This window comes from Georgenia deserti (assembly GCF_042680605.1).
Classification (GTDB): Bacteria; Actinomycetota; Actinomycetes; order Actinomycetales; family Actinomycetaceae; genus Allobogoriella; species Allobogoriella deserti.
Genome location: NZ_JBHUEE010000013.1, coordinates 42540 through 69053, shown reverse-complemented (window position 1 = coordinate 69053; position 26514 = coordinate 42540). Strand labels below are relative to the sequence as shown.

The 26514-nt window shown below is 70.8% G+C and carries 20 protein-coding genes, 2 tRNA genes and 1 pseudogene; 14 read left to right on the top strand and 9 right to left on the bottom strand.

Translation table 11 applies throughout. The annotated features are described in order from the left end of the window. Window positions 1–100 precede the first annotated feature (100 nt). A tRNA-Gly gene (locus tag ACFSE6_RS18295) sits at window positions 101–171 on the bottom strand. Window positions 172–396: 225 nt separating this feature from the next. Between ACFSE6_RS18295 and ACFSE6_RS18290 the strand changes: the two genes are divergently transcribed. Beyond that, window positions 397–470: transfer RNA gene (locus ACFSE6_RS18290), tRNA-Pro, on the top strand. Between the two features lie 20 nt (window positions 471–490). Here ACFSE6_RS18290 and ACFSE6_RS18285 read toward each other — a convergent pair. After that, window positions 491–1942: an alkaline phosphatase gene (locus ACFSE6_RS18285; RefSeq protein WP_388010802.1), complete on the bottom strand. Its 1452-nt coding sequence runs from the start codon at window positions 1940–1942 to the stop codon at window positions 491–493. Between the two features lie 260 nt (window positions 1943–2202). Between ACFSE6_RS18285 and ACFSE6_RS18280 the strand changes: the two genes are divergently transcribed. From ACFSE6_RS18280 to ACFSE6_RS18235, 10 genes and pseudogenes are all read left to right on the top strand, one after another. Further along, window positions 2203–3579: an extracellular solute-binding protein gene (locus tag ACFSE6_RS18280; RefSeq protein WP_388010799.1), complete on the top strand. Its 1377-nt coding sequence runs from the start codon at window positions 2203–2205 to the stop codon at window positions 3577–3579. 16 nt (window positions 3580–3595) lie between these two features. Next, window positions 3596–4540: a carbohydrate ABC transporter permease gene (locus ACFSE6_RS18275; RefSeq protein WP_388010796.1), complete on the top strand. Its 945-nt coding sequence runs from the start codon at window positions 3596–3598 to the stop codon at window positions 4538–4540. Continuing rightward, window positions 4537–5445 carry a carbohydrate ABC transporter permease gene (locus ACFSE6_RS18270; protein ID WP_388010793.1) on the top strand — a complete coding sequence of 303 codons (909 nt, stop codon included), beginning with the start codon at window positions 4537–4539 and terminating at the stop codon, window positions 5443–5445. Before ACFSE6_RS18275 ends, ACFSE6_RS18270 begins: the two co-directional genes overlap by 4 nt. 77 nt (window positions 5446–5522) lie before the next feature. After that, window positions 5523–7025, top strand: a complete 1503-nt coding sequence (gene arfA / locus ACFSE6_RS18265; protein WP_388010790.1) for an arabinosylfuranosidase ArfA — start codon at window positions 5523–5525, stop codon at window positions 7023–7025. A gap of 79 nt (window positions 7026–7104) precedes the next feature. Further along, on the top strand, window positions 7105–8136 hold the full coding sequence (locus ACFSE6_RS18260) for a LacI family DNA-binding transcriptional regulator (RefSeq protein ID WP_388010787.1): 1032 nt from the start codon (window positions 7105–7107) through the stop codon (window positions 8134–8136). Between the two features lie 126 nt (window positions 8137–8262). Next, on the top strand, window positions 8263–9774 hold the full coding sequence (tig, locus tag ACFSE6_RS18255; protein ID WP_388010784.1) for a trigger factor: 1512 nt from the start codon (window positions 8263–8265) through the stop codon (window positions 9772–9774). A gap of 278 nt (window positions 9775–10052) precedes the next feature. Then, window positions 10053–10724 (top strand): annotated as a pseudogene (locus ACFSE6_RS18250) (ATP-dependent Clp protease proteolytic subunit); the annotation flags it as partial. A 113-nt stretch (window positions 10725–10837) separates the two neighbouring features. After that, window positions 10838–11461 (top strand): ATP-dependent Clp protease proteolytic subunit, encoded by a 624-nt coding sequence (locus ACFSE6_RS18245; protein WP_388010811.1) that lies wholly within the window; start codon window positions 10838–10840, stop codon window positions 11459–11461. Between the two features lie 177 nt (window positions 11462–11638). After that, window positions 11639–12910 carry an ATP-dependent Clp protease ATP-binding subunit ClpX gene (gene clpX, locus ACFSE6_RS18240; protein ID WP_388010781.1) on the top strand — a complete coding sequence of 424 codons (1272 nt, stop codon included), beginning with the start codon at window positions 11639–11641 and terminating at the stop codon, window positions 12908–12910. A gap of 135 nt (window positions 12911–13045) precedes the next feature. Then, the gene (locus ACFSE6_RS18235; protein WP_388010778.1) at window positions 13046–14239 is read left to right on the top strand and encodes a baeRF2 domain-containing protein; all 1194 of its coding nucleotides are present in this window, start codon (window positions 13046–13048) and stop codon (window positions 14237–14239) included. A 34-nt stretch (window positions 14240–14273) separates the two neighbouring features. Here ACFSE6_RS18235 and ACFSE6_RS18230 read toward each other — a convergent pair whose 3' ends face one another. The 6 genes from ACFSE6_RS18230 to nirB form a co-directional block, all read right to left on the bottom strand. Next, window positions 14274–15803: an FAD-dependent oxidoreductase gene (locus tag ACFSE6_RS18230; protein ID WP_388010775.1), complete on the bottom strand. Its 1530-nt coding sequence runs from the start codon at window positions 15801–15803 to the stop codon at window positions 14274–14276. Then, window positions 15800–17989, bottom strand: a complete 2190-nt coding sequence (locus ACFSE6_RS18225) for a molybdopterin oxidoreductase family protein (protein ID WP_388010773.1) — start codon at window positions 17987–17989, stop codon at window positions 15800–15802. Before ACFSE6_RS18225 ends, ACFSE6_RS18230 begins: the two co-directional genes overlap by 4 nt. A gap of 5 nt (window positions 17990–17994) precedes the next feature. After that, window positions 17995–19359: an MFS transporter gene (locus tag ACFSE6_RS18220; protein WP_388010771.1), complete on the bottom strand. Its 1365-nt coding sequence runs from the start codon at window positions 19357–19359 to the stop codon at window positions 17995–17997. Window positions 19360–19477: 118 nt separating this feature from the next. Further along, window positions 19478–20593, bottom strand: a complete 1116-nt coding sequence (locus ACFSE6_RS18215) for a uroporphyrinogen-III synthase (protein WP_388010768.1) — start codon at window positions 20591–20593, stop codon at window positions 19478–19480. Beyond that, the gene (gene cobA, locus ACFSE6_RS18210) at window positions 20590–21648 is read right to left on the bottom strand and encodes a uroporphyrinogen-III C-methyltransferase (protein WP_388010765.1); all 1059 of its coding nucleotides are present in this window, start codon (window positions 21646–21648) and stop codon (window positions 20590–20592) included. The genes ACFSE6_RS18215 and cobA overlap by 4 nt, the downstream gene beginning before the upstream one ends. A 2-nt stretch (window positions 21649–21650) precedes the next feature. Next, on the bottom strand, window positions 21651–24284 hold the full coding sequence (gene nirB, locus ACFSE6_RS18205; RefSeq protein WP_388010762.1) for a nitrite reductase large subunit NirB: 2634 nt from the start codon (window positions 24282–24284) through the stop codon (window positions 21651–21653). Window positions 24285–24467: 183 nt separating this feature from the next. Between nirB and ACFSE6_RS18200 the strand changes: the two genes are divergently transcribed. From ACFSE6_RS18200 to ACFSE6_RS18190, 3 genes are all read left to right on the top strand, one after another. Next, window positions 24468–24869 carry a nitrite reductase (NAD(P)H) small subunit gene (locus ACFSE6_RS18200; protein WP_388010759.1) on the top strand — a complete coding sequence of 134 codons (402 nt, stop codon included), beginning with the start codon at window positions 24468–24470 and terminating at the stop codon, window positions 24867–24869. A 2-nt stretch (window positions 24870–24871) separates the two neighbouring features. Further along, window positions 24872–25597, top strand: a complete 726-nt coding sequence (locus ACFSE6_RS18195) for a sirohydrochlorin chelatase (RefSeq protein WP_388010756.1) — start codon at window positions 24872–24874, stop codon at window positions 25595–25597. Window positions 25598–25715: 118 nt separating this feature from the next. Continuing rightward, window positions 25716–26045 (top strand): chorismate mutase, encoded by a 330-nt coding sequence (locus tag ACFSE6_RS18190; RefSeq protein WP_388010753.1) that lies wholly within the window; start codon window positions 25716–25718, stop codon window positions 26043–26045. 62 nt (window positions 26046–26107) lie between these two features. Here ACFSE6_RS18190 and ACFSE6_RS18185 read toward each other — a convergent pair whose 3' ends face one another. After that, window positions 26108–26488: a YciI family protein gene (locus tag ACFSE6_RS18185; RefSeq protein ID WP_388010750.1), complete on the bottom strand. Its 381-nt coding sequence runs from the start codon at window positions 26486–26488 to the stop codon at window positions 26108–26110. Between the last annotated feature and the right edge of the window lie 26 nt (window positions 26489–26514).

Below are 26514 nucleotides of genomic sequence, written 5' to 3'. Positions count from 1 at the left end.
CAACTATCAGCCACAGACAACACCACTACCGAAATGACGAATGGCCCGAACCCACAAACCGTGGGTCCGGGCCATTCCGATGTCCTGAGACATCACACGGAGCGGGTGACGGGAATCGAACCCGCACCATCTGCTTGGAAGGCAGAGGCTCTACCATTGAGCTACACCCGCACAGGTCCGCGAGGGACGTGCGACGTCGAGTCTAACGGCTCCCGGTCGTGGTGCGGCCCCGGCCCGCCGGTGGTGATGATCACCGCCGGACCGGGGCCCGTGCGTCTGCCACCGGACGATCAGCTCGCCTGCCGCCGGAGTGTCAGGTGAGCATCACGGTGCTGGTCGGGCGGGTGCCCGGCGGCCCGTAGAATCGGGCACCGGCGCCGGCCCGGCCGGCGCCGCCGGGATGTGGCGCAGTTTGGTAGCGCGTCCGCTTTGGGAGCGGAAGGTCGCGGGTTCAAGTCCCGCCATCCCGACGTCGCCGGCGGCCGTCGACTCAGCGATTGCCGTGGCCGTGGCCCTGGCCGCGTCCGTGACCGTGGCCATGCCCGTGCGCGTTCCCGTTCCCGTTCCCGTTCCCGGACCTGTCGGCCCAGAAGTCCTCGAGAAACAGGTTGGCCAGGTCGGTGTTGTCCAGGTACGCGCCGCGGACCGGGTCCGTCATGTCGGCCAGGCGTCCGAGTTCCTTGGCGCCGGCTCCCTGGGCGAACACGGGAACGAGCATGTTGGTGTGGTTCGTGGAGTTCCACGACACGTTCGGCACCTCGCCGGCCTGGCCGGTCAGGGCGGTCCAGTCCGGGTTCGCGTCCGCGCCCTCGAGGTAGCCGGTCTCGTGGTCGGCCGTGACGATGACCAGCGTCTCGCGCCAGGAGGAGTTCTCCTCGACCCAGTCGGTGACCGTCTCCACGGCCTCGTTGAACTCGAGGGTCTCCTCGATGTTGCGCGCAGAGTCATTGGCGTGTCCGCTCCAGTCGATGGCCCCGCCCTCGACCATGAGCGAGAAGCCGTCCGGGTTCTCGTCCAGGACGTTGAGAGCTCCGGCCGTCATGGTCGCCAGGCTGGGCACGTCATTGAGCGGGTCGCCGTAGGGTTCGTCCGAGTCGCCCGCCCGGCCCTGCTGGAGGGTCGAGCCCACCTGCGGAATGCCGAACACGCGCTCCGGGGTCTCACCGCTGGCGAGGTCCTCGAAGTCGGAGGCCTCCTCGATGTAAGACCAGTCCGTCTCGCCCGCGGCGAGCGCCTCGTAGGACTCCTCGCTCATGTAGCCGTACTCGGGCTCGTCGAGCCGCTCGTGCGAGTCGTCGAAGTACGGATGGCCGGCGCCCATGACCACCGACAGCTCGGAGGCAAGCTCCTGGTCGGCGATCTCGTGGTAGTTGTTCCGGTCCGCCTCGTGCGCGACATACGCGGCCGGAGTGGCGTGCGAGTAGGGCACCGACGAGACGACGCCGGCGGACTTGCCCTGCGCGATCGCCCGCTCGGAGAGGTTCTCGACCGGATTGCCCTGCGCGTCGACACCGAGGGCGCCGTTCGTGGTCTTCGTGCCGGAGGCCATCGCCGTGCCGGCGGCCGCCGAGTCGGTCGCCCCCTCAGCGACGTAGTCGAAGTCGGTCCACGCGCGTTGCGGGTCGTATGATCCGCCCTCCGGGAACGTCTGCATGTCCACCTGGACGGGGAAGGACTCGTACACCTCGGTGGGAGTGCCCCGGACCTCGCGCACGCCGCCCTCGCCGTCGGAGACGACCTCGGTGTAGCTCGTCCCGTGCGCGTAGAGAGAGGCCTGCGAGATCTGGTTGTAGCCCATTCCGTCACCGATGAGGACGATGACGTTCTCCGGGCCGTGCGGCGCCGCGGGAACCCCGCCGGCGGCTGCGGGGACCGACGTGGCCACGACCAGTGCGGCGGCCGAGCCGGTCAGCCCGACGCCCTTCCAGACATGCCGTTTCATGAGACTCCTCGTGATGGGGTAACGCCGGCCCCGGCCGGGACCGGCCCCTCCACCCTTGTGGGGTCGGGTGAGCGCATATCGACGGCGCGGCAAACTGGACGAGTCTGCGGGGTGATCCGTCCGTTACGGCGTGAATCGAGACCCCCGGGCGTTGACCTCGCTTCTACATCGATGTAGGTTCCCGGGTCATACATCGATGTAGAGGACGGACGCGGATCGCATCGATCGGCCGCAGAGACCGCAGACGAAGGAGTCGCCGGATGAACGGACGCACCCACAGGGCCGGGCCGCACGTGCCCGGCCACCGCACGACGAGAAACGGGGCCGCACCCCCGGGGCCGTCGCGCCGGAACTTCCTGCTCGGCGCGGGCGCGCTCGGCGGCGCCGCCGCGCTGGGACTCGGGGGCTGCTCAGGCGCGGCGAGCGCCTTCACCGGCGGCACCCTCGACTTCTGGCATCTGCTCACCGGGCCCGACGGGCAGATCCTCACCCGCATGCTGGAGGACTTCCAGGGTGAGCACGGCGACGTCACCGTCAACGAGACCGTGCTGGCCTGGGGGCGGCCCTACTACACCAAGCTCGCCATGGCCTCGGCCGGCGGACGGGCCCCGGACGTCGCGGTGATGCACATCGCGCGGCTGCCCGGCTATGCCCCCGGCGGGATGCTGGACAGCTGGGACCTCGATCTGCTCGAGGAACTGGGCGTCGGCCCGGACACCTTCCCGGAGACGGTGTGGGAGAAGGGCTTCTACGGCGACGAGCTCAAGGCGATCCCGCTCGATATGCACCCGTTCGTCCTCTATTACAACACCGACGTCGCCGAGCAGGCCGGGGTGCTCGGCCCGGACGGGCTCCTCGAGGGTGTGGACACCGAGGAGGGGTTCCGCGACGTCGCCCTGCGCATGGGCGAGGTGACCGGTGGGCACGGTCTGTCCTACGGCTACCTCGACGACGCCGCCAATATGTGGCGGATGTTCGACACCTGGTACACCCAGATGGGCGGCACCATCAACCTGCCCGAGGGCGGGCCGATGGAGATCGACGAGGACAAGGCGATCCGCACCCTGGAATGGATCAGGTCACTCCTCGACGGCGAGGTCGCCTCGGCCAGCAATCTCGGCAGTTCCGCCATCGCCGAGTTCGGCACCCAGCGCGCCGGCATGTTCATGGGCGGTGTGTGGGAGATCCAGAGCTACCGCGACCAGGGTGTCCCGTTCGGCATGCAGATGATCCCGCCGATCTTCGGCCGGCCCGCGGCCTACTGCGACTCCCACTCCTTCGTGTTGCCGCACCAGTCGAGCCCTGACCCGGACAAGCGGCGCATGGTCCACGAGATGGTTGCCTCGCTCCTGAAGTCCTCCGTCCAGTGGGCCGACGCCGGGCACCTCCCCGTCTACCTGCCGGTCCTGGAGAGCGAGGAGTACTCCCAGCTCGACCCGCAGGCCGACTACGCCGAGGCGGCCGAGCACGCCGTCTACGACCCGCCGGCCTACTTCACGGGTTCCGGGGCCGACTTCTCCGAGTACTTCGGCGACCACCTGCTGCAGGTCTACACCGGCGCCGTGCCGCCCGAGCGTGGCCTGCAGAACTTCATCGACCGCATCAACGAGCTGCTCGCCAAGCCGAGCCCGCTGTGAGGCGGAAGGGACGACGATGACCACAACAACCGAACCGCGGGAGCCGGTGGGCGCCGACGTCGCCGCGACCCCGCCCCCCGTCAACCCCGTCAAGCGCCCGGATGCACTCCGCGGCTGGCTCTACATGGCGCCGTTCGCCGTCGCCTTCATCATGTTTCTGGTCTGGCCGACCGTTTCCGGGCTGTGGATGAGTTTCACCGGTCGCAGCCTCACCGGTGCCAACGCCGATCCCATCGGCTTCGAGAACTACGCGGAGGCCTTCGCCGACCCGGAGGTCTGGAGCTCGCTGTGGAACACCATCTGGTTCACCGTGCTGACCACGGTGCCGCTGGTGATCCTGCCGTTGCTCTTCGCCACTCTGGTCAACAGCGGTGTGAAGGGGCAGTGGCTGTGGCGGCTGTCCATCTTCATGCCCTATCTCTTCGCCTCGACCGTCATCTCCCAGATCTGGATCTGGCTCTACAACCCTGAGCTCGGACTGGTCAACGAGGTGCTGCGCTGGGTCGGCATCGGCCCCATCGCGTGGCTGCAGGACCCGAACACGGCGATGCTCGCCGTCGTCATCGCCACCGTGTGGTGGACCATCGGGTTCAACTTCCTGCTCTACCTCTCGGCGCTGCAGGCCATTCCGGACCAGCTCTACGAGGCGGCCTCGCTGGACGGCGCCGGGACCTGGCGCCAGTTCTGGTCCATCACGGTTCCCCAGCTCGCGCCGACCACGGTGCTGGTGCTGATCCTGCAGATCCTGGCCTCACTCAAGGTTTTCGATCAGATCTACCAGATGACGGCCGGCGGCCCCGGCGGCGCAACCCGGCCGATCCTGCAGTACGTCTACGAGGTCGGCTTCACCGGATACCGCCTCGGCTACGCCTCTGCGATCTCGTACCTGTTCTTCTTCCTCATCATTCTCGTCTCGATCGTCTACATGATGATCAACAGCCGGAGAGGGGCCCGCTCATGAGTGCCGCCGCTGCCACCCCGACGGTCGGGTCGACGACGGCCGACCGGTTGGCCGACACCAGCATTCCCGCGAACAAGCGCCGTCTGCGACCGATGACCGTGGTCGCGTACGTGGTGCTCGCCGTCATCGCCATCACCTGGCTCATGCCGGTGCTGTGGGCGGCGCTGACCGCGTTCAAGCCGGAGACCGAGGCGGCGTCCTACCCGATCACCATCGTCCCGGAGTCCGGCTTCACCACCGAGGCCTTCCGGGACGTGCTCAACGACAGTCTTGTCCCACGCTGGGCGTTCAACAGCCTCCTCACGGCCGGTGCGATCACTGCCATCACGCTGGTCATCAGCGCGCTCGCGGGCTACGCGTTGTCCCGGATGGACTTCCCGGGGCGCAAGGCGGCCCTCGCCGTCATCGTCGCCTCGATCCTCATCCCGGCGCAGATCCTCATCGTCCCGCTGTTCCAGCAGATGGTGGACCTCAACCTCGTCGACACCTACTGGGCGATCATCCTTCCCCAGGTGGTCGCGGCGCCGATGGTGTTCATCCTCAAGCGGTTCTTCGACGCCATCCCGCACGAGCTCGAGGAGGCGGCGATGATCGACGGCGCCAGCCGGATGCGAATCTTCCTGCAGATCGTGCTGCCGCTCTCGCGGCCCATCCTCGGAGCGGTCTCGATCTTCGTGTTCATCCAGGCGTGGAACAACTTCCTGTGGCCGTTCATCGCCATCAACGACGCGAACATCATGACCCTGCCCGTCGGTCTGCAGACCGTGCTCAGCTTCTACGGCATCCAGTACGCGCAGATCATGGCGCAGAACGTGCTCGGTGCCCTGCCGCTGATCCTCGCCTTCCTCTTCTTCCAGCGGCAGATCATCAAGGGCATCGCGACGTCGGGCATCACCGGCACCTGATCCGGACACCGTCCACGAGCACCAGCCACCCAACCAGCAGCCAGCACGCAACCAGCACGCAACCAGCAAGGAGAACCATGCTCACTGCCTCCGCCGTCCTCGACCGCGCGTTCGTGGTCGGTCCGGTCCGGCCCCGGACGTTCGGCACGTTCGTCGAACACCTCGGCCGGTGCGTCTACCACGGCATCTTCGAGCCGGACCACCCCCAGGCGGACGAGGACGGACTGCGCACCGACGTGCTCGAGCTGGTGCGGGAGCTCGGCACCACCACGGTGCGTTACCCGGGTGGCAACTTCGTCTCCGGGTACCGCTGGGAGGACGGCGTCGGGCCGGTGGACCGGCGGCCGGCACGACTGGACCTGGCCTGGCACTCCACGGACCCGAACACCTTCGGTGTCGACGAGTTCATGCGGTGGACGGCCAAGGCCGGCGTGGAGCCGATGATGGCGGTCAATCTCGGCACGCGGGGCGTCCAGGAGGCTCTCGATCTCCTCGAGTACTGCAACGTGCCCGGCGGGTCGCATTTCGCTGACATGCGCCGGGCCAACGGGGCACCGGACCCGTACCGGGTGCGCATGTGGTGCCTGGGCAACGAGATGGACGGCCCGTGGCAGATCGGGCACAAGACGGCGGAGGAGTACGGGCGCCTGGCGGCCGAGACCGCCCGTGCCATGCGCATGATCGACCCGGATCTCGAGCTCGTGGCGTGCGGGTCATCCAACTCGCGGATGCCGACGTTCGGCGAGTGGGAGGCCACCGTGCTGCGCGAGGCGTACGAGCACGTCGACCACATCAGCGCGCACGCCTACTACTACGAGGACGACGGCGACCTCGCCAGCTTCCTCGCCAGCGCCACGGACATGGACTACTTCATCGACTCGGTCGCCGCGACCGCGGACTACGTCCGGGCGGCACGCAAGCAGTCCAAGCGGGTGCACATCTCGTTCGACGAGTGGAACGTCTGGTACCAGAAGCGCGCCGAGTCTCGTCCGCCGTCGGGCGACGACTGGCCGGTGGCCCCGGTACTGCTCGAGGACCGGTACAACGTCGCCGACGCCGTCGTGGTGGGCAACCTGCTCATCTCCCTGCTGCGGCACACCGACCGCGTGCACGCGGCGAGCCTGGCTCAGCTCGTCAACGTCATCGCGCCGATCATGACGGAGGACCGCGGACCGGCTTGGCGCCAGACCACCTTCCACCCGTTCGCCCTCACCGCCCGGCACGCAGCCGGCGAGGTGCTGCGCCCGGCGGTGGCGGCGCCCACCGTCGAGACGGCCCAGTTCGGCGAGGTGTCCGCGATCGACCTGGTCGCCACCCGGGACGACGACGGCGCCGTGGTGTTCGTCGTCAACCGCTCGGTCACCGAGCCGGTCGGGCTGAGTCTCGACGTGCGGTCGCTGGGCGTGAGCCGGGTACACGAGGCCGTGACGCTGGCCAACCCGGATCACACCTGGCAGGCGACCGCCGCGGACTCGACCTCGGTGCTGCCGCGGCCGAACACCTCGGCAGGTCTCGACGACGCCCGGCTGAGCGTCGAGCTGCCGCCGGTGTCCTGGAGCATGATCCGCCTGGGATCCTGAGAGGATCGCCCGGGGGCTCTGGGACGGGGACGCGGAGCACCCGGGCACGGCCGGCGGCCCCGGAGAGGAGTGAGCGACGGTGGCCGCAACCATGCAGGACGTCGCCACGCTGGCCGGGGTCTCGGTCAAGACCGTCTCCAACGTCGTCAACGACTACCCCTACGTGCGCCCGGAGACCCGCGAGCGGGTGATGTCGGCGATCGCCGAGCTTGGGTACCAGCTCAACGCCTCGGCGCGGAACCTGCGGCGGGGACGGACAGGCCTGATCGGACTGGCCCTGCCCATGCTCTCCCTGCCGTACTTCGCCGAGCTCGCTGAGTCGGTCATCGCCGCGGCGGAGGAGCGGGGCCTTGTCGTGGTCATCGAGCAGACCGGTGACGACCGCGGACGGGAGATGGACGCCCTGCACGGGTCGCGGCGGACGGTGACCGACGGTCTGATCTTCTCGCCGCTCGCGCTCGGACCCGAGGACGAGCACCTGCTGCCGACGCGGCCGCCGCTGGTCCTGCTCGGCGAGCGGGTCTTCTCCGACCGGGTCGATCACGTGACGATGCGCAACACCGAGGCCGCGAAGGCGGCCACCGAGCACCTGCTCTCCGTCGGGCGCCGGCGGATTGCCGTGGTCGGGGTCCACCCCGGGGAGAAGGTCGGCTCTGCGGCGCTGCGCGTCACGGGTTACGAACAGGCGCTGCGGGAGGCCGGGATCGCGCTCGACCCCGCTCTGTACGGAACGGCCGGGCCCTGGGGCCGCGCCGCCGGTGCACAGGCCCTCGCGCAGATCCTGGACGCCGGGGCGGTGCCGGACGCCGTGTTCGGCCTCAACGACACCCTCGCCATCGGGGCCATGCACGAGTTGCAGACGCGGGGCCTGCGCGTGCCCGAGGACGTCGCGATCATCGGGTTCGACGACATCGAGGAGGCGCAGTACTCGGCGCCGACACTCACCTCGGTGCACTTCGGCCGGGACGACATCGCGCGCAGCGCCGTCGACCTGCTCGAGGCCCGGATCACCGGCGCGGCCGGAGCTCCTCGGCGGGTCGACGCCGCGTTCCAGATCTCGGTCCGCGCCTCGACCGGAGGAGCGGGCGGCAGGGCGTCGGTGCCGACGTGAGGAAGATCGCCGCTCCTGTGCGGCGGCTCCGGTGTGCTCGCGCCGGACGATGTGCCCTAGGATTGATCGGTCTGTGCGCGCCGAGTCCTGGCCGCGCCCCACCGTGAACGTCATGGAGAGCACACTGTGAAGAGCGCCGTCGAGAACCTCGAACCGACCCGCGTCAAACTGACCGTGGAGGTGGGGTACGACGAGCTCAAGCCGAACCTCGACCACGCCTATGCCCACATCGGCGAGCAGGTCAACGTCCCGGGCTTCCGCAAGGGCAAGGTCCCGCCCCGGGTCCTCGAGCAGCGTGTCGGCCGTGCTGCCATCATCGAGCACGCCGTCAACGACGCCGTGCCGGGCCTGTACAGCCAGGCGATCACCGAGTCCGAGGTGCGGCCGATGGGCCAGCCCAGCATCAACGTCACCGAGGTTCCGAACCTGACCGGTGCCGCCGGCGGCCAGCTCGTCTTCGAGGCCGAGGTCGATGTCCGTCCCGAGCTCGAGATCCCCGACCTGTCCGCGATCACGCTGGCCGTCGAGTCGGCGGAGGTCACCGACGCCGACGTCGACGCCAAGCTGGACGAGCTGCGGGAGCGGTTCGGCAGCCTCGTCGGTGTCGAGCGAGCCGCCCAGGAGGGGGACTTCGTCACCATCGACCTGTCCGCCAAGGTCGGGGACGAGGAGGTCGACTCCGTCTCCGGGATCTCCTACCAGGTCGGTGCCGGCACCATGCTCGACGGCTTGGACGAGGCCCTGACCGGTCTGACCGCCGGTGAGACGACGACCTTCACCTCGACGCTGGTCGGCGGTGACCACGCCGGGGAGGAGGCCGTGGTGACGGTGACTCCGAGTGCCGTCAAGGAGCGGGACCTGCCCGAGGCGGACGACGACTTCGCCCAGATGGCCTCCGAGTTCGACACCGTCGAGGAGCTGCGCGAGGACCTGCGCGGGCAGGTGGCTGCGGACAAGGGTGGCGAGCAGGCCGTCCAGGCCCGCGACGCCCTGCTGGAGAAGCTGCGCAGCGAGATCGACGTCCCGGCACCGGCCGGGGTCATCGAGTCCGAGATCAACCGGCACCTCGAGGCAGAGGGCAAGGAGCCGGGTGATCCGCACGGTGAGGAGGTGCGCGAGGAGGTCGCCGGTCTGGTGCGGGACCAGATCCTGCTCGACACGCTCGCCGAGAAGCTCGAGGTTCAGGTCGGCCAGAACGAACTCCTCGAGTACCTGGTGCAGAGCGCCCAGCAGTACGGCATGGAGCCGAACCAGTTCATCCAGGCTGCCTCCCAGACCGGCCAGATCCAGGCGTTCATGGGCGAGATCGCCCGGAACAAGGCGCTCGCCGTGGCGCTGCGCCGGGCCACCGTCACCGACAGCGACGGCAACACCCTCGACCTGACCGAGTACATCGGCTCGGACGAGGAGGACGCCCAGGCCCAGGAAGAGGCAGCCCAGGCCGCTGGTGCGGCTGAGAACACCGACGCGGCGGAGGGGGCGGAGAGCCCCGAGTCGGGGGGGAGCCCCGAGTCGGGGGACAGCCCGGAGTCGGGGGACAGCCCGGACAGCGCTGACTCCGCGGACAGCTCCGACGAGGCCGCCGAATCGGGCGAGGCTCCGGAGGCTACCGCCGAGCAGACGGACGAGACGAAGTAGGCCGAGACCAAGTAGGACGAGACGGCGTAGGTCGTTCGCGTCGCACCTCAAGTAAGGGCCCGGTACCGGTAGGTGCCGGGCCCTTGCCGACTCTCCGGCGGGCCACCGGACCGCTGGACGCGGTGGCCCGTAGCGGCACACGTGCCGGTGGCATTCGCCCATTCCGGCGGCACCGTGGGCGCCCATCGCCGTCGTGCGCCGTGAGCGAAAAGGCCACCTTCCGGGAAAGGTCGCGGCAGGCGCGGCGTTAGTGTCGGCAGGACGCACGATCAACCGGCCCAGACGCCGAGGCTTGTCCGGCCCGGCACGAGAAGGAGCAGCACGTGAGCGATCGGATGCCGCAGGCGAGGAGCGACTCCGCCGGCATGACCCTGAACGACAACATCTACAACCGGCTGCTGCGCGAGCGGATCATCTGGCTCGGTTCCGAGGTGCGTGACGACAACGCCAACGCCATCTGCGCCCAGATGATGCTGCTGGCCGCGGAGGACCCGGACAAGGACATCTTCCTCTACATCAACTCCCCGGGTGGCTCCATCACCGCCGGCATGGCGATCTACGACACCATGCAGTTCGTCCAGCCCGACGTCGCCACCGTCGCGATGGGGATGGCCGCCTCCATGGGGCAGTTCCTGCTCTCCTCCGGGGCGAAGGGCAAGCGGTACGCCACCCCGCACGCCCGGGTGATGATGCACCAGCCCTCCGGCGGGATCGCCGGCACCGCGACCGACATCCGGATCAACGCCGAGCTGATCCTGCACATGAAGCGCACGCTCGCCGAGCTGACGGCCGAGCAGACCGGCAAGACGGTGGAGCAGATCAACCGCGACGCTGACCGCGACCGTTGGTTCACCGCGCCTGAGGCCCTGGAGTACGGCTTCATCGACCGCGTCGTCGAGCACGCGGCGTCCGTGCCTGGCGGTGCCGGCACCGACGAGAACCAGCAGTGACCGCCCCGGCCCGCGACAACCACCCCACAGGAGAGCCCCCCATGAACTTCGACTACTACGCCCAGGGCGCGTCCGGTCAGGCCCAGCCGCGGCCCGGCGGCACCGCTCCGGTCATGCCGTCCTCGCGCTACGTGCTGCCCCAGTTCGAGGAGCGCACGGCGTACGGCTACAAGCGCCAGGACCCCTACACCAAGCTCTTCGAGGACCGGATCATCTTCCTCGGCGTTCAGGTGGACGACGCGTCGGCGGACGACATCATGGCGCAGCTGCTGGTGCTGGAGAGCCAGGACCCGGACGGGTTGATCACCATGTACATCAATTCGCCCGGTGGCTCGTTCACGGCCATGACGGCGATCTACGACACGATGCAGTACATCAAGCCGCAGATCCAGACGGTGTGCCTGGGGCAGGCCGCCTCCGCTGCCGCCGTGCTGCTCGCCGCCGGTTCGCCGGGCAAGCGTCTGGCACTGCCGAACGCGCGCGTCATGATCCACCAGCCTTCGCTGGAAGGTGGCGGATACGCGCAGGCGTCGGACATCGAGATCTACGCCGAAGAGGTCCAGCGGATGCGGACCTGGCTCGAGGAGGCGATCTCGCGTCACTCGGACACGCCGGTCGAGCAGGTCCGCGAGGACATCGAGCGCGACAAGATGCTCACGGCCGAGCAGGCTCGCGAGTACGGCCTGGTCGACCAGGTGCTCGAGTCCCGCAAGGCCCCCCAACTCACCGAGGCCTGACGAACCCGAGGCGGAGGGCACTCGTGAGGGACGAGTCAGGTCCGCTCCGCCCGTAGCGGAACGGACCTGACTCGCCCACGGAAGAAGCAGGACAACACCACGCCTCGTGGTGTGGAATGGGCAGTGGTCGTCGGAACGTCCGGCGGGTCGCAGTAACGGACGAGATGGTGGTGGAGCGTGGCGCGAGGTGAGGGAGCAGATCTGCTCAAGTGCTCGTTCTGCGGGAAGAGCCAGAAGCAGGTCAAGAAGCTCATCGCGGGTCCCGGCGTGTACATCTGCGACGAGTGCATCGACCTGTGCAACGAGATCATCGACGAGGAGCTGGCCGAGGCCAGCGAACTCGGGCTCGTCGACCTGCCCAAGCCGCGCGAGATCTTCGACTTCCTCGAGGAGTACATCGTCGGTCAGGACCGGGCGAAGCGGGCGCTGGCCGTGGCGGTCTACAACCACTACAAGCGCGTCCAGTCGGCCGAGTCCGGCGAGCGGGACGAGAATCCCGTCGAGATCGCGAAGTCGAACATCCTGCTGATCGGGCCCACCGGCACAGGGAAGACCTACCTCGCCCAGACGCTGGCGAAGATGCTCAACGTGCCGTTCGCGATCGCGGATGCGACGGCGTTGACCGAGGCCGGCTACGTGGGTGAGGACGTGGAGAACATTCTCCTCAAGCTCATCCAGGCCGCCGACTTCGACGTCAAGAAGGCCGAGAAGGGCATCATCTACATCGACGAGATCGACAAGATCGCCCGCAAGAGCGAGAACCCGTCGATCACCCGCGACGTCTCCGGCGAAGGTGTCCAGCAGGCACTGCTGAAGATCATCGAAGGTACGCAGGCCTCGGTGCCGCCACAGGGCGGCCGCAAGCATCCGCACCAGGAGTTCCTGCAGATCGACACGACGAACGTGCTGTTCATCGTGGCCGGTGCCTTCGCGGGGCTGGACGAGATCATCTCCGCTCGCGTCGGCCGGCGCGGCATCGGCTTCGGAGCGCCGCTGCGTTCCGCCGACGACGACGTCGACCTCTTCTCCGAGGTCCGCCCCGAGGACCTGCACAAGTTCGGCCTCATCCCTGAGTTCGTCGGACGCCTGCCCGTGGTGGGCACCGTGCCGCAGCTCGACCGCGAAGCCCTGGTGCGAATCCTCACCGAGCCGAAGAACGCGTTCGTCAAGCAGTACAAGCGCATGTTCGAGATCGACGGCGTCGAGCTCGAGTTCACCGACGACGCGCTGGAGGCCATCGCCGACCAGGCGCTGCTGCGGGGGACCGGCGCGCGTGGTCTCCGCGCCATCATGGAGGAGGTGCTCCGCGACGTGATGTTCGAGGTGCCCTCTCGTGACGACGTCGCCCGCGTGGTCGTCAACCGTGAGGTCGTGCTGGAGAACGTGAATCCGACGCTCGTGCCGCGCGAGAAGACCAAACGCCGCACCCCGCGCGAGAAGTCGGCCTGACCTCCTCACTCGACCGGCGGCGGCGCGGCCGTCGGCGCTCACGCCGGCGTCAGGATCGGCATCGCTGGCGAGCCGGCTTCAGGTACGTCACCCTGGACGGACCCGGAAGTCGACACACGCTCAGCGAGGTGACCGATGCACCTGGACCGCATCACGTCGGACCTGCCCACCGATGTCCCGCTCGTGACGGTGGTCATGGACGCCACCCGGGAGTCGGAGACGGGCGTGCAAGCTGTGCTCACCCGGTGGAAGGACCTGCGTCGCGGCGTCGAGGACCAGCTCGACGGCGAGACCTTGGCCGCGCTGGACGACCGGGTCCGTGACATCAGCAATGCCGCCGGGCGGCACGGTCGCGTCCTGGTGGCCGCCGGCGGACAGGTTCATCTCGACTGCGTGCTCGCCGAGCCCCCGGCCCAGGATGACGCCGTCGTCGGCCTGAACGCCTTCGCCCTGGCCCGCGCCGCCGACGAGCACGTGCGCTATCTGCTCGCGGCGGTCGACCGCTCCGGAACCGACGTCACGTACCACATCTCGGCCACCTCCCAGGCCGGCACCCCCGCCGGGTACGACGGCGGCGAGAGTTACGAAGGCGGGCACGACGAACTGTCGAAGGCGAACACCGGGGGCTGGTCGCACCGCCGCTATGAATCACGGGCCGAGGACTCCTGGGAGCGCAACGCCGAGGCCGTCGCCGGGGAGCTGGACCGGCTGGTGGCCGAGCTGCGGCCCGAGCTGCTCCTGCTGACCGGCGATGTGCGAGCCCGCGCTCTGGTGGAGGACGAGCTCGGGCACGCCGCCAAGGAACTGGTCCTAACCGTGGACGGCGGGTCGCGCTCCGCCGGAGCGAAGTCGGAGACGTTCCAGCAGCATGTCACCGACGTCCTCGAGCAGTACCGACTGCGGCGCCGGGAGCAGGTTCTCGACACCTTCCGGCAGGTGCACGGCCAAGACGGTGCCGCTGTCACCGGGCGGGATGCCGTCCTCGACGTGCTGCGCCGGGGGCAGGTGGGCGATCTGCTGCTGACCGAGTCGGCGGCGGGCCCGCCGTCCACGTTGGCCCGGTCCACCGTGTGGGTCGGGAACGACCCACTCCAGCTCGGTGACCGTTCCGACGTCGTCGAGATGGGCGCGACGGCACCCCACGAGGTGCGTGCGGACCTGGCTGTCGGGCAGGCCGCTCTCGGCCAGGGGGCAGGCATCACCGTGGTCGACGACGCTGCCATGGACGTGCCCGACGGCGTGGCGGCGCTGCTGCGCTGGGACGACCGCGCGACCCCGGCGGCGCACGCCTTCACCCTCAGCGGTGACGCGGGCCGGGACCCGCGGTAGCCCGGGCGTACCCGCGAAAGGCCAGGCCGGCGGCTCAGCCGGTGGTGGCGCCGGCGGACGCCGCCCAGGCGGCCAGGCGTTCGCGGATCGTCTCGTGACAGCTCCCGCAACCCGTGCCCGCCCGGGTCTTCCGGCCCACCTCGGTGACAGTGGAGCAACCCGCCTCGATCGACTCCTCGATCGCGCCCAGGGTGGCGCCGGTGCACCGGCACACCGTGGACTCCGGCCCGGGCGGAGTGCCTGAGTCGGACGCGTCGGCGCCGTCCAGCCGGAACAGCGTGGTCCGGTCGGCGGGCAGTTCCCCGCCCTGCTCGAAGAGCAGCGTCAGCTCGGCCGCCGTCCGTGGCATTCCCACGCAGACGGCGCCGACGAGCACCCCGCCGCGGGTCACCATCTTGGCGTACCGGCCGTGCTGCGGATCGGCCCACACGGCGACGTCGGCCGAGTCGGGTCCGTCGTCGTCCCACGGCTCCGGGGTGACCCGGCCGGCTGCGACCAGGTCGATCGAGCGTGCTTTGAGGAGGATGAGATCCGGCGGTTCGGCCGCCATCGCCTCGGCGCCGCCGGTCAGCCGGCGGGCGAGCCAGGAGGCCTGGCGCCACCCAGGCCCCACCAGTCCGGCCGGTCCGCGGCCTTCCCGGCCGGCGCAGTGCTCGCAGTCCGGGCGCGAGCACCACACCTCGGCACAGTCGCCGATGGCGAAGATCGTCCCGTCCGCGTCGGCGCGCAGCTCGTGGTCGACGAGGACCCCCTTGCCGACGCCGAGCGCGCAGGTCCGCGCCAGCTCGGTGCGCGCGCGGACGCCCACGGAGAGCAGCAGCATCTCTCCTGGGATCTCGCGCCCGTCGTCCAGGACCAGCGCGCGGAACGCCCCGTCCTCGTCGACGTCGACCCCCGTGGCCGTCGCCGAGCGGACCACCTCGATGCCCAGGCGCCGCAGTTCTCGCAGCAGCACTCGCCCGCCACCGAGATCGATGTTGCGCTCGAGCGGCACGTCACCGGTGAAGGCGAGGCTCACCTGCGCGCCTTCCTCGGCCGCGGCGAGGGCCGTCTCGAGCCCCAGCGCCCCGGCCCCCAGGACGACGATCCGCCGCCGGGCCCGCACCGCGGCACCGACCCGGGCAGCGTCGGCAAGGTCCCGCAACGCGGTCACGCCGTGTGGCAGCAGCCGCTTGCCGGGGTCGAAGCCGGCGAGCGGCGGGATGGCTGCCTGGGCGCCGGTGGCGAGCACGAGCCGGTCGTAGCGCGCCGTGCGGCCGTCGGCGAGGACCACCTGCCGCGTCCTGCGGTCGATCGCCGCCGCCGGCGTCTCCAGCAGGACCTGGACGCCGTCGGCCGCGAGGTCGTCGAGGTCGGCCATCGTCAGGCTCTCCTCGTCGGTGCGACCGACCGCCAGATCGCCGACGAGGACGCGGTTGTACGCCGGGACGGCCTCCTCACCGAGGACGAGGAGTTCGACATCGCCGGCGCGGACCGCCGGCCGCAGCTCCTCCACGAGCCGGGCCGCGACCGGACCGAAGCCGACGACGACGACGCGTTCCGCCCTGGACGATGACGCACTCATGCGTTGGTCACCTCCTCCTCCGCGTGCCGATCCGTGGCCCTGCCCGTGGGCGCCGAGGCGGCGTGGACCTCACCACCGCCGGTCCGGCGATCCGGCTCGAGGACAGGGCGGATCCGCACGCGGGTGGTCTTGAACTCCGGCATCCCGGAGACAGGGTCGGTGAGCTGCCGGGTGGCGAGGTTCGCGCGCTCGCTCCCGCCGAAGTGGAACGGCAGGAACACCGTGTCCGGCCGGACGTCGGCGCTGACCTGCACGCGGGCGCGTGCGGTGCCCGCGGCGGCCTCGACCTCGGCCCACTGCCCGTCGGCCAGCCCGAGCCGGTCCGCCGTCGCCGGATGGATCTCGAGGCGAGATTCCGGGCGGGTGCGCGCCAGTTCCGTCACCCGCCGTGTCTGCGCGCCGGACTGGTAATGCTCGAGCAGCCGACCGGTGACCAGTGTGAGGTCGGCATCGGGCGCGGTGTCGGGAAGCGGCGCCGCGGGACGCACCGGGACGAACCGAGCGCGTCCGTCCGGGTGGCCGAAAGACTCGAGGAAGAGCCGGGGTGTGCCGCTCGAGCCGGGCGGGCACGGCCAGTGCACACCGCCGGTCTCCTCGAGCAGGCGGTAATCGATCCCCGCGTACTCCGCCGGTCCGCCGGCCGAGGCGCGGGCGAGCTCATCGAAGACCGTTTCGGCATCGTCGTCGAAGGAGGCGGGGGAGTCCAGTCGGGCCGCCAGCTCGGCGAGGATCCACAGCTCGTCCCGCACGCCCTCGGGCGGCGGGCCGGCCCGCCGGCGGCGCACCACCCGCCCTTCCAGGGTGGTCATGGTGCCCTCCTCCTCGGCCCACTGCGGGACCGGGAGGACGAGGTCGGCCTCCGCGGCCGTCTCGGACATCACGAAGTCGGCAACCACGAGGAAATCGAGCCGTCGCAGTCCCTCGACGACCGCGGTGACGTCGGGAGCCGAGACGGCCGGGTTGGAGCCGTGCACCAGCAGGCACCGGACTCCGCCGGGCCGGCCGAGCGAGGCCAGCAGCTCGACGGCCGGCAGCCCCGGTCCCGGCAGGCTCGTCTCCGCCACACCCCAGACGCCGGCGACGTGTGCCCGGGCCGCCGGATCGGTGATGGCCCGGTAACCGGGAAGCTGGTCAGACTTCTGTCCGTGCTCGCGTCCGCCCTGCCCGTTGCCCTGGCCAGTGAGGGTCCCGTACCCGCCGTGCCGGCTGCCGGGCAGTCCCAGCAGCAGCGCCAGGTTGATGGCGGCTGCCGCGGTGTCCGTGCCGTCCGTGTGCTGTTCCACGCCACGGCCGGTGAGGATGTAGGCGCGGCCCTGTGCCAACCGATGCGCGGTCGTGCGCAGCAGGGCCGCCGGCACACCTGTCAGCGCCTGGACGCGGTGCGGCCACCAGGCGGCGAGGCTGCGGACGAGGGCCCGGTAGCCCTCGGTGCGGGTCCCGACGAACTCCTCGTCCACGAGCCCTTCGTGGACCACCACGTGGGCGAGACCGAGCAGGAGGACCATGTCCGTCCCCGGCGCGGGCTGCAGGTGGAGCCCCTGGCCGTCCCTGGTGAGATTCGCCGTGGCGGAACGCCGGGGATCGACCACGATCAGCCCGCCCCGTGCCCGGGCGCCGGAGAGGTGCTGGACGAACGGCGGCATCGTGTCCGCGACGTTGCTGCCCAGCAGCAGTACGGTGTCCGCCTCGTCCAGGTCGCTCACCGGGAAGGGCAGGCCGCGGTCGATCCCGAGACTGCGACGTCCGGCCGCGGCCGCGGAGGACATGCAGAACCGTCCGTTGTAGTCGATCCGGGAGGTCCCGATGCCGACGCGGGCGAACTTGCCGAGCTGGTACGCCTTCTCGTTCGTCAGTCCGCCGGAGCCGAAGACCCCGACGGCGTCGGCGCCGTGGTCCCGGCGTGTGCCGGCGATCGCCGCGGCGGTGCGGTCGAGCGCCTCGTCCCAGGTGATCTCGGTGAACGATCCGTCGCTGCGGCGCCGCAACGGGGTGTGCAGCCGCTCGGCGGAGTTCAGCAGCTCGGCCGCGGTCCATCCCTTCCGGCAGAGGCCGCCCCGGTTGGTCGGGAAGTCACGGCCGGTGACCTCGAGCCGGTCCTGTGCGTCAGGCGTCAGCGTCATCGCGCACTGCAGGGCGCAGTACGGGCAGTGCGTGGCTGTGGCCACGGGACGTGCCGCCGTCGTCATGCGCCTCACACCCCGGCCTTCGCGAACCGCGAGCCGGGCCGCAGATAGACCGTGACGACGACGGCGGTCATCACGACGTACGTGGCGACGAAGCCGAAGAATGCGCCGTCGTAGCTGCCGGTGGTGCTGGCCGACAGGTTCAGCACCTGCGGCACGAGGAAGCCGCCGTAGGCCCCGACGGCGGAGATCAGGCCGAGGGCGGCCGAGGCCTCCCGGGTCCTGCCCCGGACGGCGAAGATCGTCGGGATCATCTTGTAGGTCGCGCCGTTGCCGAAGCCGCTGGCCACGAAGAGGACGAGGAAGAGAGCAAGGAAGAGCCAGAAGTTCGCCACCGGCAGGGTGAGGACCACGGCCAGCGCGAGGGCCGCCATGACGAGGAACGCGGTCGTCGTCATGGCGGCGCCGCCGAACCGGTCGGCCATCTTGCCGCCCCACGGGCGGGACAGGGATCCGACCAGCGGTCCGAGGAAGGACAGCGACAGGGCCGCGCCGGCGACGGCGAAGGTGGAGAAGGCGGGGAAGACATCGGCGATGAGCTTGGGGAACACGGCGGAGAAGCCGATGAACGAGCCGAACGTGCCGACGTAGAGGAAGGACATCACCCACAGGTGCGGCTCGCGCAGCGCCGCCAGGGAGCCCGCGACGTCGCCATGGGCGTCGGCGATGTTGTGCATGAACCGCCGCGCGCCCCACGCGGCGAGGAGGATGAGCGGGACCCACACCAGCCCGGCGAGCGGCAGGTTGAGCGTGGCGACGGCGCCGATGGAGATCGCGATCGGCACCACGAGCTGGGCGACGGCGGCACCGACGTTCCCGCCGGCGGCGTTGAGGCCGAGCGCCCAGCCCTTCTCCCGCGCCGGGTAGAACAAGGTGATGTTCGCCATCGACGAGGCGAAGTTTCCGCCGCCGAAGCCGGCGACCGCGGCGAGCAGGAGCAGCGCGCCGAACGGGGTACCGGGGTCGGAGACCGCCACGGCCAGCCCGACCGCGGGGATGAGCAGCAGCAGCGCGGAGATCGTGGTCCAGTTCCGGCCACCGAACAGCGGAACCATGAACGTGTAGGGGATCCGCAGTGTCGCGCCCACCAGCGAGGGCACAGAGATGAGCCAGAACACCTGAGAGGAGGTCAGGTCGAACCCCGCGGCGGGCAGTTGGACGGCCACGATGGACCACAGCTGCCAGACCACGAACCCGAGGAACTCGCAGAAGATCGACCAGCGCAGGTTCACCCGCGCGATCGCACGTCCCTCGGACTCCCACTGTGCCGTGTCCTCCGGGTCCCAGCCCTCCAGCCAGCGGCCGGGGCGTCGGCGCAGGCCGAGCCCGGAGCCGCTAGGGGCGGCGGACCGTGCGGTCTGTTGTGCCGTCATGACCGCGACGTTACGGAAAGGCTGTTACACGGCTGGCTCCGAGCCGTTAAGTCTTCGTCACCGCTGTCTCACGGGTGTTGCAGCGGCCGGTGAGATCGTGACGCCGCCGGCTCACGCCTCACGCCTGGAGGCGGTAGCCCCGCTTGACCACTGTCGCCACCAGGCGCGAGTCGGGCAGGGACTGCCGGAGCCGGCTCATCGCCATGTCGAGGGCGTGCTCGCCGCCGGACTCCGGTAGGCAGGTGATCAGCTCGCTGCGCGTGAGGATGCCGCCCCTGGCCTCGGCGAGGGCGCGGAAGAGCGCCAGTGGTGCCGGGGCGAGCGTGCCGGCGCGGTCACCGAGGACCACCGAGCGCCCGCGCAGGTGGACGGTGCCGAGTGCGGTGGGGATTTCGCTGGTGCGGTGCTCCGCGAGGTGCTCGCACACCAGTCGGATCAGCGCTCCCATCCGATACCGGTCGGGCTGGATCGGCTCGATCCCCGCAGCAAGCACCGGAGCGGCCGTGACCGGTCCGACCGCGGCGGCGACCACGTCCTCCTGGAACGCCTCGACGAGCTCGTCGAACCGGCCCAGCTCCTGTGCCCGGCTGAGCAGTGCGTCCACCGCCGGTGCCGACGTGAACGTCACGACGTCGATCTGCCGCGACCGCACCGCATCGATGAGGCGCGGCAACCGATCGGTGCCCTCCGGACGTACCCACCGGTACGGCTCGACGGTCAGCACCGTGGCCCCGGCGGACCGCAGCCGCTCGAGCTGCTCGGTGTCGGTGTAACCGTGCAGCTGGACGGCGATCGTCAGCCCGTCCACGCCGTCGGCCAGGAGCATGTCGACCAGCGAGGAGGTCCGCTCGTCGGCGGCGATGCCGGTGTCGTTCAGTCCCGCCGCACGGACCGCACCGCGCGCCTTGGGGCCGCGTACCAGGATCCGCGAGTGCTCCAGGGCGGAGAGGAGGTCCTCGCCCACACCGGCGGCGTCGGCGGCCTCGGCCCATCGCCGCATGCCGTACGCCGTCGTGACCAACGTGACGTCCGGATGCGCGGCGAGCACCGCGCGGGTGTCCGCGATGAGCTGGAGGTCTTCGGAGACGGGCGCGATCTGCAGCGCCGGAGCGTGCAGCACCTCCGCGCCACGACGCTCGAACGCCGCGATCAGGTCCTCGGCACGGCGGTCCGAGGTCACCCCGATCCGGAATCCGGTGAGCTGGTCCGGGCCGAACTCGACCGCCTGCGTCACGGCACCGCCCCGGTCACCGCATCGACGGCGAGCGCGATCTCATCCGGGCAGTCCCGACCGAGGCGGACCACCTCACCGACGACGAGCACAGCAGGGGACGTGGCCCCGGCGAGGGCGCCCCGCGCGGCCGTCTCCAGGGTCGCGTAGGTCGTCGCCTGGTCGATGCGGTAGCCGCGCTCGACGACGGCAAGCGGCGTCCGGGCCGCCATGCCGGCCCGCCGCAGGCCTGCCACCAGCTGGTTGAGCGTTCCGACCCCCATGAGGACCACCAGTGTCCCGCCCCCGGTGACCAGCCCGGCCAGGTGGTGGTGCTCCGCGTCGGAAAGTGGGGCGTGGCCGGAGACGAACGTGACCATGTGGCTGCGCTCCCGGTGCGTGACCGGGATGTCGGCGGCGGCCGGCACGGCGACGGCGCTGGTGACCCCCGGGATCACGGAGACCGGGACACCTGCCTCGAGCGCGGCACCGAGCTCCTCGCGACCTCGGCCGAAGACGAACGGGTCACCTCCCTTGAGCCGGACCACCGTCTTGCCCGCACGGGCGTGGTCCACCAGCAGCTCCTGGATGCGTGACTGTGGGACGGCGTGGTGGCCGGGCCGTTTACCGACGTCGACGAGCTCGGCGCCGCCGGTCAGCTCGGCGAGGTCCTCCCACGGGGAGAGCCGGTCGTAGAGCACGACGTCGGCCTCCCGCAACGCGGCGCGGCCACCGACGGTCAGCAGCTCGGTGGTGCCCGGCCCGCCGCCGACGAGGATGATCTGGCCGCCAGGTGCCGCGGCCGACTCACGGACCACCAGCGGGACGGTCCAACCGGCGCGGCGGCCACGTGCGTGCAGCGCCTCGAGCGCGGTCTGCCACGCCGGGTCGTCGCCGACCACGGCGAGGAGATCGACTCCGGCGATCGCGCCGTCGGGCAGCTTGGCCAGGGCGGACGGTGTGGTGACAGAACGGACCGCGGCGCCCGCGGCGGCGGTCCGGCGCAGCACGCGGCGGGCCGCGTGGGCCTCGCCGAGGACGAGGACCGTGCGGCCGGTCAGGTCGGCGTCGAGCAGCACGCTCAGGCCTCCTGGTCGCGGACGGGGATCTGCAGGCCGGCCACCAGGACCGGTTCGGTGGGCGCCGCCTCGTCGAGGATGACGCCGTCCTCGAGCCTACCCGCGCGCTCCGCCGCGGTGGCGGGCCGGCGCTGGCCCCTCTCACGGACGTAGACGGTCGACTCGTCCGGCTCGGCCGGGGCGTTGACGAAGGAGCGGAACCGGCGTAGCCGCTCCGGGTCCTTCAACGTCGCCGCCCACTCGTCCTCGTAGTGCTCGACGTGACGGGCCATCGCCTGCTCGAGGTCCGCGCCGATGCCCAGTGAGTCCGCCACCACCACGTCGTGGACGTGTTCGATGCCGCCGTCGAGCTCGGCCATCCAGTGCGCGGTCCGTTGCAGCCGGTCGGCGGTGCGGATGTAGTACATGAGGTACCGGTCGATATATCGGATGAGGTGCTCGTCGTCGAGGTTCTGCGCCAGCAGCCGGCCGTGCGCCGGGTTGGCGCCGCCGTTGCCGCCGACATAGAGGTTCCACCCCTCGGCGGTGGCGATGACGCCGACGTCCTTCGCGCGGGCCTCGGCGCACTCGCGGGCGCACCCGGAGACGCCCATCTTGAGCTTGTGCGGTGAGCGCAGGCCGCGGTAGCGCAGCTCGAGTTGGATCGCCATGGAGACGGAGTCGAGCACGCCGTAGCGGCACCACGTCGACCCGACGCACGACTTCACGTTCCGCAACGCCTTGCCGTAGGCGTGACCAGACTCGAAGCCGGCCTCGACCAACTCCATCCAGATGTCCGGGAGCTGTTCGAGGCGGGCGCCGAACATGTCGATCCGCAGCGCGCCGGTGATCTTGGTGTACAGGCCGTACTTCTCGGCGACGCGGGCGATGACCGCGAGCTTCTGCGGGGTGATCTCACCGCCCGGCACCCGCGGGACGACGGAGTACGTGCCGTCCTTCTGCATGTTGGCCAGCGCGCGGTCGTTCGTGTCCTGCAACGTCCCTCGGCCGGCGTCGAGGACGTACTCGGTGCGTAGTGAGGCGAGGATGGAGGCGACGGCCGGTTTGCACACGTCGCATCCGCGGCCGGTGCCGAACCGGGCGAGGATCTCCTCGAAGGAGGCCAGGGAGGTTGCTTGCACGGCCTCGAACAGTTCGGCACGCGAGTACTCGAAGTGCTCGCACATCGCGGTGGAGACGGTGACGCCGGCCTTGGTGAGTTCCGCGTCGAGCGTCTTCTTCAGCATCGGCACGCACGAGCCGCACTGCGTGCCGGCCCGCGTGCACGCCTTGAGACCGGCGAGGTCGTGGCACGGCGGCGCGCTCTCGGTGCCGGCGACGGCGGCCCGGACCTCGCCCACGGGCACGTTGTTGCATGAACACAGCACCGCGTCATCCGGCAGTTCGGTGTCCGGGGCCTCGCCGCCGCCGGCCGAGAGGTAGGCGGCCGGCTCGGCCCCCAGCTCGCGGCCCAGCAGCGGACGCAGCGCAGAGTACGGCGTGGCGTCACCGACGAAGATGCCCCCCAGCAACGTCGTGGCGTCGTCCGTGGTGACGATCTTCTGGTACAGGCCGCGCGCTGGATCGGCATAGACGATCTCGAGGGCCTGCTCGGTCCGAGCGAACGCGTCCCCGAAGCTCGCGACGTCGACTCCGGCGAGCTTGAGCTTCGTGGCCATGTCCGGGCCCGGGTAGGTGGCCGAGCCCTGCGCGAGGCGGTCGGCGCAGACCTCGGCCATCGTGTTGGCCGGAGCCACCAGGCCGGCGCACATGCCCTCGAAACACGCCACCTCACCGATCGCCCACACGTGCTCCGCCGAGGTCCGCGTGGTCTCGTCGATGACCGCGCCGCCGCGCGGGCCGATGTCCAGTCCGGCCTCACGAGCGAGCTCATCGCGCGGGCGTACACCGATGGCGACGACGACGAGGTCCGCGTCGATCGGGTCCTCGTCCTGCAGCGCCACACCGGTCACCGCGCCGCTCTCGTCACGCAGGACCTGGGTGGGCATGACGCCGCACCGCACGCCCAGGCCGGTTCCGGCGATGAGGCGACCGAGCGCCTGCCCACCTCCCTCGTCCACCTGGGCGTTCATCAGCCATCCGGCCACGTTGACGACGGTGGCCTCGGCACCGAGCTCGGCGAGCCCACCGGCGGCTTCGAGGCCGAGGAGACCGCCGCCGACGACGACGGCGCGCGGCGGCCTGCCGAGCTTCTCGCCCAGCCGGGTGACCTCGGCGGTGAGAGCGGCGATGTCGTCCAGCGTTCGATAGACGTGGGTGGCCTCGGCGCCCGGCACGGACAGGCGCGCGGCGTTCGACCCGGTCGCGAGGACCAGATCGTCGTAGGACAGCTCCTCGGTCCCGGTCGGTGAGCTCACGGTGACCGACCGTGCGGCGACATCGAGATTCGTGGCCCGTGTCGAGGTCCGCAGGTCGACGCCGGGCCGGTCCCACAGCTCCCGCCCCAGGGTGAGATCGACCGCCTCGCCGGCCGTCGTCAACGCCTTCGAGAGCGCGACCCGGTCGTACGGCAGCCACGACTCCTCGGTGACCACGGTCAGCCGGATCGATTCCCCCTCGCGGGCCGTCATGGCCTCGACGAAGCGGTGGGCGGCCGGCCCACCGCCGATGACGACGATGTGACGTTCGCTGATCATGCGCCCTCCCGGTCTCGGCTTGCCCGTCGAGACTAGGGAGGGGCCATTTCACCGCCGTCTCCCCGGCGTAACGCCGCCGTGACATCTGTTTCACCGCCGGGCGCAAGGGCTGTGAGGACAATTTCACGACCGTGCAACACGGTCCGCGCGGGCCCGAAACACTCCGCTCCTACCGTCGTCAGCATGACTGGTGCACTGCTCGAGACGGCATCTACCTCCGCTCGGCGCGGACGCTGGCACCGCGTCTGTCGGATCATGGACCTCGAACCGGGGTGGGGCGAGGCGGCCATCGTCGGCGACCGGCAGGTTGCCCTGATCCGGTTGCCGGGTGCCGATACAGCCGCAGATCCGGACGGTCTGGTCACGGCCGTCTCCCACCGCGATCCCGCCACGGGCGCCCACGTGATGGCCCGCGGGATCGTCGGCTCGCGTGAGGTCGACGGCGAGGAGCGCCCAACGTTGGCGTCGCCCCTGCACAAGGAGGTCTACGACCTGCTCACCGGCCGGTGCTACACCAACGAGGGCCTCGCGTTGGAGACGTACCCTGTCCGCGTGCGGGACGGGGTCATCGAGGTACAGGTGTGAGCATGGCCGAGAAGCGGACCGACGGGCAGGCCGCGCCCGGCGGTGCGCCCGCGCTGCTGGCCTGCTCGCACGGCACGTCCTCGGCGGCCGGCCGAGCGGCCGTGGCGGCGCTCGTCGACGCCGTTCGTTCGCGGGTGCCGCACGTCCACGTCGAGGACTCGTTCGTCGACGTGCAGCAACCCGACGTGCCGGCCTCTCTCGCAGGGCTGGGGGAGCGGCCGGTAAGGATCGTGCCGCTGCTCCTCTCGGCCGGATACCACGTCCACGTCGATCTCGCCGAGGCGGCCGAGCGGCGCCGTGGTGCGGAGCTGGCCGGCGCGCTCGGGCCGGACCGGCGACTCGTGGAGGTGCTGGCGCGGCGCCTGGACGAGGCGGGCCTGGCGGGCACGGACCGCGTGGTGCTGGCTGCAGCCGGCTCGTCGGACGCCCGGGCGGTCGAGGACTGCGAGCGGACCGCCGCCATGCTCGCCGAGATGCTGAGGCGGCCGGTGAGCACCGGCTACATCTCGGCCGCGAGGCCGCCGCTGGCCGAGGCGGTCGCCGCCGCCCGGGAGGGCGCCGGCGAGGGGGGACGCGTCGTCGTCGCCACCTATCTCCTGGCCCCCGGCTACTTCGCCGACCTCGCCGCCGGGTCCGGGGCCGACGTCGTCACCGCGCCGTTGCTCACTGCGGCAGGGGAGCCGCCGGCCGAGCTCGTCGAGATCGTCCTGGACCGCTACGGCGCCTGACCCGCGCTCCGCACGCCTCGCGCGCCGCACGCCACGTGCCACGCGAGCCCTGCGCGGGCCCGGCCCGGCGGACGGTCGTCTCGGACGCCACCCGGTGCTGCCTGCCATCATGGTGCGCATGACGAGCCTCAGTGCCCACCGCAGCGACGAGCCCGCGGGGGTCCCGGACCAGCTGCGTGCCGCGCGGCGCACGATCGACAACATCGACGCCGCGCTCGTCCACATGCTCGCCGAGCGGTTCCGGTGCACCCAGCAGGTAGGGCACATCAAGGCCGATCTCGGCCTCCCGGCCTCCGATCCGGAGCGTGAGCGTCGTCAGGTCGCACGGCTTCGGGCGCTCGCGGAGGAGGCAGGTCTGGACCCGGTCTTCGCGGAGAAGTTCCTGGGCTTCATCGTCCAGGAGGTCATCCGCCACCACGAGGACATCGCCGCCACGCGTCGCGACTGACCGGCCGGTCCCGGGCACCGGCGGTCGGCACGCGGCGGGCCGACCGCACGAGGCGGCGGAGGTCATCGCCACCGCCAGGGCCGCACGGTCACGTCGAGCAGTCCGGACGTCACGCTGCCGTCCTCGTGCTGCGCGTCGGAGACGACCTGCTCGGCTGCGAGGGGGTCGGCCACCCGCACCACCGTCATCCCGGTTCCCGGCCGGTCGGGGAGCGGCCCACCGGCGACGAGCATTCCCCGTTCCCGCAGGCACCGGAGGGAATTCGAGGTGCTTGGGAAAGTGGGTGAGGTGAAGACCCCGCCCGCCGGCGCCGCCGGACCGGCCGTGTGCTCGAGGACGAACCGGAGCTCACCGTCGGGGCCGGCCTCGCCGCCGTCGCCGGCAGAGAGCAACGGCCACTCGCGAGCAACGAGAGCCTGGCGGAAATCTGCCCTCCTCGGCATGCATCAAAACGCCTTCCCCCGCCTCT